At 73.8% G+C, this 10857-nt stretch carries 11 protein-coding genes; 3 read left to right on the top strand and 8 right to left on the bottom strand.

Annotated elements, in window-relative coordinates; genetic code table 11:
- Positions 1–97: 97 nt before the first annotated feature.
- Positions 98–1552 (bottom strand): PLP-dependent aminotransferase family protein, encoded by a 1455-nt coding sequence (locus ACFWVC_RS23325; RefSeq protein WP_384289211.1) that lies wholly within the window; start codon positions 1550–1552, stop codon positions 98–100.
- A gap of 47 nt (positions 1553–1599) precedes the next feature.
- On the opposite strand from ACFWVC_RS23325, the gene ACFWVC_RS23320 reads away from it, so the two are divergent.
- From ACFWVC_RS23320 to ACFWVC_RS23310, 3 genes are all read left to right on the top strand, one after another.
- Complete coding sequence (locus ACFWVC_RS23320) at positions 1600–2100, top strand: carboxymuconolactone decarboxylase family protein (protein ID WP_384289207.1); 501 nt, start codon at positions 1600–1602, stop codon at positions 2098–2100.
- A gap of 79 nt (positions 2101–2179) precedes the next feature.
- On the top strand, positions 2180–3016 hold the full coding sequence (locus ACFWVC_RS23315) for an MIP/aquaporin family protein (protein ID WP_384289204.1): 837 nt from the start codon (positions 2180–2182) through the stop codon (positions 3014–3016).
- A 128-nt stretch (positions 3017–3144) separates the two neighbouring features.
- Complete coding sequence (locus ACFWVC_RS23310; protein WP_384289198.1) at positions 3145–4020, top strand: NAD-dependent epimerase/dehydratase family protein; 876 nt, start codon at positions 3145–3147, stop codon at positions 4018–4020.
- Positions 4021–4087: 67 nt separating this feature from the next.
- Here ACFWVC_RS23310 and ACFWVC_RS23305 read toward each other — a convergent pair whose 3' ends face one another.
- From ACFWVC_RS23305 to ACFWVC_RS23275, 7 genes are all read right to left on the bottom strand, one after another.
- Complete coding sequence (locus ACFWVC_RS23305) at positions 4088–5350, bottom strand: glycosyltransferase (RefSeq protein ID WP_384289325.1); 1263 nt, start codon at positions 5348–5350, stop codon at positions 4088–4090.
- A gap of 56 nt (positions 5351–5406) precedes the next feature.
- Positions 5407–6027: a D-glycero-alpha-D-manno-heptose-1,7-bisphosphate 7-phosphatase gene (locus ACFWVC_RS23300; RefSeq protein WP_384289195.1), complete on the bottom strand. Its 621-nt coding sequence runs from the start codon at positions 6025–6027 to the stop codon at positions 5407–5409.
- Between the two features lie 243 nt (positions 6028–6270).
- Positions 6271–6609, bottom strand: a complete 339-nt coding sequence (locus ACFWVC_RS23295; protein WP_384289190.1) for an STAS domain-containing protein — start codon at positions 6607–6609, stop codon at positions 6271–6273.
- 395 nt (positions 6610–7004) lie between these two features.
- Positions 7005–7313, bottom strand: a complete 309-nt coding sequence (locus ACFWVC_RS23290; protein WP_384289186.1) for a hypothetical protein — start codon at positions 7311–7313, stop codon at positions 7005–7007.
- Between the two features lie 24 nt (positions 7314–7337).
- Positions 7338–9446: a SpoIIE family protein phosphatase gene (locus ACFWVC_RS23285; protein ID WP_384289180.1), complete on the bottom strand. Its 2109-nt coding sequence runs from the start codon at positions 9444–9446 to the stop codon at positions 7338–7340.
- A gap of 248 nt (positions 9447–9694) precedes the next feature.
- Complete coding sequence (locus tag ACFWVC_RS23280) at positions 9695–10168, bottom strand: ATP-binding protein (RefSeq protein ID WP_384289175.1); 474 nt, start codon at positions 10166–10168, stop codon at positions 9695–9697.
- A gap of 148 nt (positions 10169–10316) precedes the next feature.
- Positions 10317–10814 (bottom strand): hypothetical protein, encoded by a 498-nt coding sequence (locus ACFWVC_RS23275; protein WP_384289172.1) that lies wholly within the window; start codon positions 10812–10814, stop codon positions 10317–10319.
- Between the last annotated feature and the right edge of the window lie 43 nt (positions 10815–10857).

Below are 10857 nucleotides of genomic sequence, written 5' to 3'. Positions count from 1 at the left end.
GGTCTCCCCGACCTGTCCGAGGGGCCCCGCCGTCCCCGGCAAAGCGCTGGGGTCACGCTCCGGGCACGGTGACATCCCGGCGGCCGCGGGCGGGTGCCTACGGCAACACCTCGCAGAGCGCGTCCAGCGCGCCCGCCCAGGCGCTCTGCGAGGGTGCCGCGTAGTTGACGACCAGCGCGTCCCGCTCCGGCAGCTGCCCTCCGGGGTCGGCGGTTTCGTAGCGGAACTCCGTCAGCCCGCTGATCGCCAGGCCGTGCCGTGCCGCCGCCTCGACGGTCGAGCGCTCAGTGCCGGGCGGGAGTTCGAGGACCGCCTGGAGCCCGGCGGCCATGCCGGTCACGTGGACGTCCGGGGCCCTTCGCGCCAGGGCCGCGACCAGTTCGTCGCGACGGCGCCGGTAGCGCAGCCGCATCGAGCGCACATGCCGGTCGTAGCCGCCCGAGGTGATGAACTCCGCGAGCGTCAGCTGCTCCAGAGCGCTCGACATGTAGTCGCCGTACCCCTTGGCCGCCACGATCTCCGGGACCAGATCCTCCGGCAGCACCATCCAGCCGAGCCGCACCCCTGGTGCCAGCGACTTGCTCGCCGAGCCGAAGTACACCACCCGCTCCGGATCGAGGCCCTGGAGGGCGCCCACCGGCTGACGGTCGTACCGGAACTCCCCGTCGTAGTCGTCCTCCAGAATCAGCCCGCCGCCGGCCCGCGCCCAGTCGACCGCGGCCGTACGCCGGTCCGGGCGCAGGGCGACCCCCGTCGGGTACTGGTGCGCCGGGGTCATCAGCACCGCGCCCACTCCGCGCAGCCGTGCCAAGTCATCGGTGCGCACGCCGTGTTCGTCGACGGCCAGGGGCGGCGTGCGCAGGCCGGCGTCGGTCAGCAGGTCGCGATAGATGTCGAGGCCGTACGCCTCCACGGCCACCGCGGGCACCCGTCGCGCCCTGAGCGCCCGTGCCATCAGCATCAGACCGTGATGGAAACCGGAACAGACGACGACCCGCTCCGGCTCCGCGTACACCCCGCGGGCCCGCGCGAGGTAGTCCGCGAGGGCGGTGCGCAACTCCACCCGGCCGCGGGCGTCTCCGTAGCCCAAGGCGTCGTGCGGCGCCGCGGTCAGGGCGCGGCGGGCCGCGGCGAGCCACTGCGTACGGGGAAAGTCGGCGAGGTTCGGGGCACCGGGCTGCAGACCGTACCGGGGACGGGGACGGGGAAGTGGCCGGGCCGGCGTCGCCCGGGAAGCGGCGGGCGCGGCCCCGCGCGGCTGTCCGGGCCGATCGGCCACGCGGGTCCCGGAGCCCTGCCGGGCGGTGAGCCGGCCCTCGGCGACCAGTTCGGCGTACGCCTCGGTCACGGTGTTGCGGGAGACGCCGAGATCCGCGGCGAGCGAACGGGACGCCGGCAACCGGGTGCCGGGCGCCAGGCGCCCGGTGCGGACGGCCTCCCGCAGGGCGTGGGTGAGCCCCGCGCGCAGCCCGGATCCGCGTAGCTCCAGATGGAGGTCCGAACCGAACGCGGAAGGCGGTCCGGCGGCGGAATTGGTCCGGTGATCCGTCATGGAAATGGACCATACTCCAGAGCCACTGGGTACGTAGCGTGGCAGGTATGACAACGAACGAAGCACCCACGACCGACGCACGCCTCCCCGAGCACACACCCCGCCTGGACTGGGCGAAGCTCGCCCCGGAGGCCTACAAGGCGATGATCCGCCTCGACACGGCCGCGCGGCAGGGCGTCGAACCTGCCCTCCTCAATCTGGTCAAGATCCGCGCGTCCCAGATCAACCACTGCGCCTTCTGTCTCGACATGCACAGCAAGGACGCGCTGGCGGCCGGCGAGTCGGCGGAACGCGTCATCCAGCTCGACGCGTGGACGGAGTCCAAGCACTTCTACACGGCGCGGGAGATCGCGGCGATCGAGCTGACCGAGGCGATCACCGTCCTCACGGACGGATACGTCCCGGACGAGGTGTACGCCAGGGCCGCGAACGTGTTCGACGAGACCGAGCTGGCCCGCCTCATCGTCGCGATCACGACGATCAACGCGTGGAACCGCTTCGGGGTCTCCACCCGGCTGGTCCCGGGCCACTACACGCCCGGCGTCTGAGCCCCGGCGATCCGGGCGCAGGCGGGGCCGGCCGGCGACGACCGGACCCGCTCCGCCGGGCCGACACCAGGAGATCACGGTGACCACGGTGACCACTGCTTCCGCCCCACCCCTCCGGCCGCCCCCGGCCCTGGCGCGTGCCGTCGCCGACGAGTTCGCACTCACCACGGTCCTGCTGTTCCTCGCGGTGACGGTCGTCCGCTGGCTGCGCGATCCGGGCTCCGCCCTCTACATCGCCGACCTGCGGGTCGCGCTCGCCGTCATCGGCGTCATCAGCGGGATCATCCTCACCGGACTGATCCTCAGCCCGCCCGGCCGGCGCAGCGGAGGACACACGAATCCGGCGGTGACGGTCGCCCTGTGGCTGATGGACGCCTTCCCCGGTCGCGGCGTCCTGCCCTACGTACTCGCCCAGCTCGCCGGCTCCGCCGCGGGGACGGGCCTCGCGCGCCTGGTCTGGGGCCGGGCGGTCTCCCTCCCCTCGGTCGCGCACGCCGCGATCAGGCCGGCGCCCGCCTGGCAGCCCGCCTCCGTCTTCCTCGCCGAGGCGGGCAGCATGATCGTCCTGATCCTCGTCGTCGGATTCTTCATGACCCGTCCCGGCCGTGCCCGCCGGGTTCCCTACGTCATCGGGATGTCCGTCGGGCTGGTGATCGCCCTCCTCGGTCCCCGCAGCGGGGGCTCGATCAACCCCGCCCGGCAGTTCGGCCCCGCCGCGCTCTCCGGGCAGACCACCGATCTGTGGATCTACCTGGTCGCGCCGGTCCTCGGAGCGGCACTCGGGGCCTCGGTCCACCATCTGCTCGTCCGGCGGCTCCGCATGCACCGGCCCGACGGCCGGGCGGACTCGGCGGGGGAGGCGCCGCCCGAGCGGCCCGCGGCCGCGGTGTCCCATGACCCGCTCGTAGGGCGTTGACAGCCGATGGTGCCGCGCACGGCCCGGCACCCTGTGTCACATTCAGGGAGGCATGCTCGATGTGCCACCACCTTCGCTCCTGTCCGCCGCGAGGCGGACTCCCCGACCACACAAAGGACTGATCCGTCATGCACGTCTTGGTCGCGGGTGCCACCGGCGCGGTCGGCCGGCTGCTCGTGCCGCTGCTGCTCGAGGCGGGGCACCAGGTCACGGGAATCTCCCGCACGCCCGCGGGAACCGAGCGCGTACGGCGCCAAGGCGCGTCGGCCGTTCAAGGCGATGTCTTCGACCGGGACGGTCTCCGGGAGGCTGTGGCGGCGGCCGCGCCGGATGCGGTAATCCACCAGCTCACCGATCTGTCCGGCGCCGACGGGGAGGCGACCGACCGGCTCCGCCGGGAGGGCACGCGCCACCTGGTGGACGCGGCCAGGTCCGCCGGCGTCACAAGGATCGTCGCCCAGTCGATCTCCTGGGTGTACGTCCCGGGAGAGGGTCCGGCCGACGAGACGGTTCCACTGGACATCGGCGCGGCGCAGCCGCGCGGAGCGATGGTGGACGGCGTCCGGGCACTGGAGGACACGGCGGCCGAAATGGACACGGCGGTGCTGCTGCGGTACGGCATCCTGTACGGCCCCGGCACCTGGTACGCGCCGGGTGGCGCCGTGGCCGCGGCACTGGCCGGCGATCCGTCCGCTCGGTTCCTCGGGAGCATCGAGGCGGATCGGTCCGTGAGTTCGTTCCTGCACGTCGCCGATGCCGCACGGGCCGCCGTCGCCGCCCTCGACTGGCCGGCCGGTCCGGTCAACATCGTGGACGACGAGCCGGCGGAGGCCCGCGAGTGGCTGCCGGTCCTGGCAGCCGCCCTCGGCGTGCCCGCGCCGCCCGAGGACGGTTCGGGACGGCAGGACTGGGCACGGGGCGCGTCCAACGCGCTGGCCCGCGCCCGGGGTTGGCGGCCCGGGCACGCGACGTGGCGCACCGGCTTCGCGGCGCAGGAGGCGTGACGCCGCGGCGTCGCCCCGGCCGTGACAAGGCGCCCGGTGTCCGGCGGGGGTCGGGCCCCGCCGGCGGTCACACGAGCAGCGCGGCCGGTGCCACCTCGCCGGGGACCAGGACGGCCTCGTAGGCCTGCTCGGTCATGGCCGCCACGCGGGGCCACGCGAAGCGGGTCAGCGCGCGGCGGCGCCCGCTCAGCCCGCAGTCCCTGCGGGTGCCGGGGGACGAGAGCAGCCCGCCGACCGCGTGCGCCAGGGCGGCGGGGGAGTGCGGCGGCACCAGGCGCCCCGTGCCGGGGTCGGCCACCGTGTCCAGATGCCCGCCCACCGCGCTGGCCACCACGGGCCTGCCACACGCCATGGCCTCCAACGGCACACTGCCGAACGGCTCGTAGTCGGCGGGACAGACGACCACGTCCGCGCTGCGGATCAGCGGCGGCACCGCGGCCGGCGGCACCCCGCCGGTGAACCGGACCCGGTCGGCGACTCCCGAGTCCCGGGCCAGGTCGAGCAGCCGGCGCACCTCAGGGTCGTCCCCGAGGCGGCCCGCGGCGGGACCGCCGACGACGACGAGTTCGGTGTCGGGAAGCCGGGTCAGCGCGTCGATGGAGACCGCGATGCCCTTGTGCGCCGCGAGCGGGCCCACCTGGAGCAGCCGGTACCGTGCCGGGCCGCGCTGCGCGGCGAGGCCGAGCGGCGTGAACCGGTCGGTGTCCACGCCGCGGGGAACGACGCTGATCTTGTGCGCGGGAATGCCCATCAGCGCCAGTTCCCCGACCTCGTCGCGGCAGACGGCGATCACCCGGTCGCAGGCCAGGCCCACTTCGGTCTCGCGGACGACGAGATCGGCCGGACGGGCGCCGCCGCCCGCCGCCTCGTACCGGCGTGCGACCGTGCCCAGGGCATGGAAGGTGTGCACCAGCGGAATCCCCAGTTGGCCGGCGGCCCGCAACGAGGCCAGGCCCGACATCCAGAAGTGCGTGTGCACGATGTCCGGTTGCCGGATCCGCCAGACCCGTGTCAGATGACGCCCGAACTCCGCCATGTGGGGCAGCAGTTCGTCCTCGGTCAGCGGGCACGCCGGCCCCGCGGGGACATGGTGGACCTCGACGCCCTCGCACAACGGCACGACGTCCGGCAGGCCGGGCGCGTCGCGCCGGGTGTGGACGGTGACCCGGTGGCCCCGTCCGGCCAGGGCGACCGCCAGTCGTGCGACCCGGACGTGGGGTTCGCCGCCGTCCGCTCCGCCCGGCGTGGCCAGGGGGTTCGCGTGCTCGGAGACGATCGCTATCGCCATGGAATCGGCGGTGCTGCGACCGTTCACAGGCGCACCTCCCATCGTCGGGCGCTCCGGGTCGTACGGGAAGCGGTCGGGCCGGGGGCTTCGAGGCGTGCTCACCGCGCGGGCTCCGGCAGCACCAGGCGTACCGCCTCCAGCAGGTCGGAGGCGAGGACCTCGGCCTCCCGGACCTCCTCGGGGCGGGTCACCGGGGTGGGGACGAGCACCCCGCGCGCCCCGGCGGCCCGGGCGGCGGCCGTGTCGGCGCCGATGTCGCCGATGACTGCGGTCTGTTCGGGGGGCACGCCGAGCCAGTCGCATGCGGCGAGCAGCAGGCCCGGCGCGGGCTTGCGGCAGTCGCAGACCTCGTCCCAGTGCGGGCAGACCGCCCACAGCGCGAACGGCCCGAGCAGATCCTCCACGCGCCGCTGCACCGCGACGACCTGACGCCACGTCAGAACCCCGCGTCCCACTCCGGACTGGTCGCTCACCACGCCCACCGGTATCCCTTGGGCGCGTACGGCCTCGATGGCCTCCCGGGCGGACGGCATGGGGACCACCCGTGCCGGGTCGCCGTTGTAGGGCACATCCACCACCAGGGTCCCGTCGCGGTCGAAGAGCACCGCCTGCGGGAACCCGACCGGCGGTTCCGGGGGCACGGCCCCCGGGAACAGCCACGGCCCGGGGCAGGGAAGCGGGGGGCCATGGGTGGACCAGGTGCCGAAGCGGCTGGTCACGGCCTGACCACTTGCGGACGGGGAGTGGTGCGGACATCGGCGGGGGCCGGCCCGGCACCCGCCGGAAAGGCGATGTGGTTCGCGGGAAACGGGGAAGGGCGTGTCATTCGATCTCCTCCCGTCGGGCGGATACCGGTCACACGTGGCGGAAGCCTCTCCACACGATCCGGCTCCGCCTGTCCGGGGGCACCTCCGCATACGCCGATCGGGTGAACGTCGTCGGCGCTGGGCGGGGGAGCCTGCTCAGCGCGCCGCGGCGGGAACGGCCTGGGCCGGCGACTCGACGTCCACGACCTCGTCCAGGCCGACGAGGTCGACGACGCGGCGCGGCTGGCCCTGGACCCCGTGGAGGGCGAGACGGACGCCCTCGGGGCCGAGCCGGTGCCGCAGGCGGAGGACGAGGTTGACGCCGGAGGAGTCCATGAAGGTCAGTCCGGCCAGATCCAGGACGACGGAGGTGCAGCCCTCGAGGTCGAGTGCTTCGTCGACGCGCGAGCAGTTGTCGGTGTCCATCTCGCCGGTGAGGCTGAGGGTGAGGCGATCGGCGTGACGCTCGGGTGCCACGATCAGGTCGGTGGTCATGGTTCCCGCTCCTTCAGGGGAGCCGGAGCCCATCGCGGCAACTGTCGGGTCGACTGCCGCCACCCGTGCGCATATCGGCGCGCGCGGAATCCGGTAGTGGCCCCGTACCGTTCCGCCGCCCGGAGTGCGGCCGGGAGGACGGCGCGGGACGCGTACCAAACCAGGCTGATGTCCCCTCACCGTCCCACAACGGGAACGGGCAGGCCAGGGCGGCGGTCCGCGGGAACCGCCCGCCCCGGGCCGGGGAGCGACCGTCCGCACGCCCCCCCACCTGCGGGTTCATCGACACCGACGCCGTACCGGACGCCGTGCCTCCTTCGGTGGACGGGCACATTTCCCACACGCCGCCGCCACGCATCGTCCGTAACCGGTGCGGTCGATCAGCGAGGGCACCGTCAAGCGCGCCGCATCCTGCCCGGCAGACGCTGCGAGCGCGTCGCGGAGAGCAGGGTGGCCGCCCACGAGACCGCGAAGGCCCACAGCAGAGGTGAGTTCTTGGTCATCGCGGCCGCCGGCAGCAGAGCGAGGCTGCTCCCGCCCAGAAGGGTCACCAGAAGTGCGTCCCGCCGCCGCGTGCGCAGGCGCCGTATCGCACGCAGGCGCCGGGCGAGCTCCCGGTCCCGCCCCAGCAGGCCCTCGATCCCCTTCAGAGCACGGACTTCCTCGACGCTGAGCGCGCAGTCCTCCCGCACAGACACCTCCACGACGGGTGCAAAGGGGTCCGGGTCTCAGCCCGCCGGTGGCGCGGCGGGCGTGCGGGGCCGCGAGCGGGCGATGAGGAGGGCGACATCGTCGCGGCACCCGGGGAGGCGCAGTTCGGCGAGCAGGCGGTCGCAGGTCTCCTCGACCGAGCGGTCCTCGGCGCACAGGAGGTCGACCAGCACGGAAAGGCGTTCGTCGATGGACTGGTCGCGCGTCTCGACGAGCCCGTCGGTGTACAGGACGAGCGCGTCGCCGAGACCCAGGTGGACCACGGTGTTCTGGAACGGCACACCGCCCACCCCGAGCGGGGTCCCGGTCGGCAGGTCGAGGAGTTCGGGCCGTTCGCCGGCCCGTACGACGATCGGCGGGAGGTGCCCGGCGTTGGCGACGCGGCACTCGGCCCGTTCCGGGTCGAAGACCGCCAGGACACAGGTGGCGATGGAGTGCCCGGCGTGTTCCCGGCCCTGGATGATCTTGTCCAGCTCGCCCAGGATCCGGGCCGGTTCGAGGTTGAGGGCGGCGAGCGCCGAGGCGGCGGTCCGGAGCCGGCCCATGGTCGTGGCCGCCGGGACCCCGCTGCCCATGACGTCGCCGACGACGAGGACCGCCTTGCCGTCCTCCAGGGTGATGACGTCGTACCAGTCGCCGCCGACCTCGCTGCTGGCCTGTGCCGGACGGTAGCGGGCGGCGAGCTCCAGACAAGGGTGGCCGGGGCGCAACTGCGGGAGGAGGCTGCGCTGCAGGGTCTCCGCGGTGCTGCGCAGCCGCTGGTGCAGGCGGGCGTTGTCGATGCACACCGCGGCGCGGGAGGCCAGCTCCCAGGCGACGGTCACATCGTCCTCGTCGAAGGGCTGGGGGTCCCGTGCCCGCGCGAGCCCGAGCACTCCGAGGACGCGGCCGCGGGCGATGAGGGGCACCGCCATGGCCGTGTGGACCCCGGCCTCGGCGAGGTCCGCCGCCGCGTCCTCGTCGCGGCCGATGCGCAGAAGGTCCTTCTCACCGGCGTGCGTGATCAGTTGCGGACGGCCGGTGCGGACGCAGAGTGCCGCGAGATGGCCGGGCGGGTATGCCACGACGACCTCCGGTCCGCAGGTCACGCGCGCCGCCCGCGTCGGATGCGTGGTCTTGGACGCCAGGGCCCGGAAGACGGGGGCGTCCTCGCCCGGCTCGGCGGCGCCCTCCTCTTCGAGGACGGCGCCGAGGATGTCCACCGCGGCCATGTCGGCCGGTTCCGGCACGACGACGTCCGCCAGTTCCCTCGCGGTATGCGCCACGTCCAAGGTGGTGCCGAGTCGTGCCGAACCGTCCGCGATCAGGGCGAGCCGGCGGCGGGCCCGGTCGGCCTCCAGCGCGGTGCTGTGCCGGTCGGTGACATCGACCACGGAGCACGCGACGCCGAGTACGAGCCCGTTCTGGTCCTCCAGCCGGTAGAACGAGACGGACCAGGCGTGGTCGGTGTCCGGGTCCGCGGCGGTGCGGCCGACGACATAGCGGTCGACGACGGGGACGCCCGTCTCCAGGACCTGCCACAAGGCGTCTTCCGCCTGGCCGAACTCGGCCCCGGGCAGCACCTCGCGGAAGGGGCGGCCGATGTGGTCGTCCTCCGGGAGGCCGTGCATCCGGGCCAGTGCCGGGTTGACGGACAGATACCGCAGGCCGCTGTCCATGACCGCCAGGCCGATCGGTGACTGCGCGACCAGCTGGTAGGCCAGGGCGAGGCCCCGCTCCATCGTCTGCAGCCGCGGCCGGTCGGTGGCCAGCCCGAGCGCGTGACGGCCGCCGAGGCTGTCCGTCAGCCGTACGTTGCGGAACTCGACCAGCCGTGTGCTGCCGTCCTTGCAGCGGATCGGGAAGGCACCGGCCCAGCTGCGGCCGGTCTCCATCACCTCGGCGAACAGCCGGATCGCCGCGTCCCGCTGCCGGGAGTCCACGAGCAGCGGCGCGGCGTACTGCCCGACGGCCTCGTCCGCCGTGTAACCGAACAGCTCCTCGGCCTGGGGGCTCCACATGTCGATGCGGCCGTCGGCCTCCAGGAGGACCGTCGCGACGCCGAGCATGTCCATGAGCCCGCTCGGCCCCAGTGCCGGGGCCTCGGGCCTGCCCACGTCGAGCGGCTTGTGATCCACTTCGCTCATCGCGGGCTCTCCTTTCGCCCCAGCCCGAGCGGCGGCCGCGGACCGGAGCCGGCCGTCATGCGGCTGCCGCCCGCCACCGTGCGCGAAGACCCCTGGGCGCGCGTCGGCGTAGGTGCCGATGACCTCTTCGCAATCGCCTACCCGCGGGCCGTCCGCCTGAGTCATCTCCGCACGGGAGGGGTTCCGGACCGCGTCCGCCGGGTCCCGGCACGGGCCCGGCTGAGCCGGTCGGCGCCCGTCGGCGCCGGTCAGGGGTGGCGGCCCGCGGGGTCCCCGTCCGGGTCGTCGGCCAGGACGACGCGCGCGGTGATGCGCTTGCCCACCGGCTGCCGGTGCACCTCGAAGCTCTGGCAGACGGCCATGATGATCTCCAGGCCGTGCTGACCGACGCGGTCGGCGTCCGCGGCCCGCGCCACCGGAAGCGTCGTGTCGCTGTCCCACACGGTCACCTCGACCGTGCCCTCGCTGATCTGCAGGGTCAGCAGGCACGGGCCGGGGGCGTACTTGCGGGCATTGGTCACCAGCTCGCTGACCACCAGCTGCACCGTGACCATCACGCGGTCCGAGACCGGCAGACCGTGGACCGCCTGCACATCGGTGAGGAAGTCGCGCGCGAGGTCTCGGGCGTCGGCGATCTGCTCGCTGCCCTCGTACGCCGCCGTGACCGCGATCGGTCGCGTGTCCGGATACGTCCGGTCCCCACCCTGTACAGCCTCGTACATCCAGTCCGCCTTCGTGCCGCTTCCACATCCGCTTCGATGCGTGTGCCCCCGACCGGGCCCGATCACACCTCGCGAATCGCGGTGCGGTTCCGGGACACCGTCCGGCGGCCGTCCGCCCCGGTCACGGCCGCCGGCCGACCCGGTCCGGTCAGCGGGCCCCGGTCCGGGCGGTGGTCCGGTCGCCGGCGCGTGCCGCGCCCGCCGCGGCGCGCTGGGCCATGGCGCGGCCACGCCGGAAGAGGGCCATGCTGGCGAGGCCGAGCACCATGAGGGCGGCGCCGGTCACGATCTGGCTGAGGTACGCGAGCCCCGCCCCCGAGTCCTCGCCGAAATAGCCGAACACGAAGGGCGCGGCGACCAGGCAGGCACCGCACACGATGGTCACGATGTCGCTGCTCTCGTCGCGTGTCTTCGTCACACGGAAGCACCCGTTGAGGATCACGATGGTGGCGAAGACCAGATCCACCATGCGCGCGCCGTTGGCGATCGGGGTGTTGGGGTAGGCCAGCGGCCAGCCCGCCGCGAAGAGCCAACCGCCGATCAGCAGCAGTGGCGCGGAGAGCAGCGAGTCCCGGATGTCGATGAGCGATGCGTCGTAGTGCGGCTCCGCGAGGGGCCGGACCGGGGGACGGTTCACCACGGACATGATGCTCCCTCCTGCACATCGCCCGAGGGCGACAGGTGGGGGG

It is taken from the genome of Streptomyces sp. NPDC058691 (assembly GCF_042714775.1).
In the GTDB taxonomy this organism is placed as follows: domain Bacteria; phylum Actinomycetota; class Actinomycetes; order Streptomycetales; family Streptomycetaceae; genus Actinacidiphila.
This window is presented reverse-complemented; position numbering and strand designations above follow the sequence as displayed.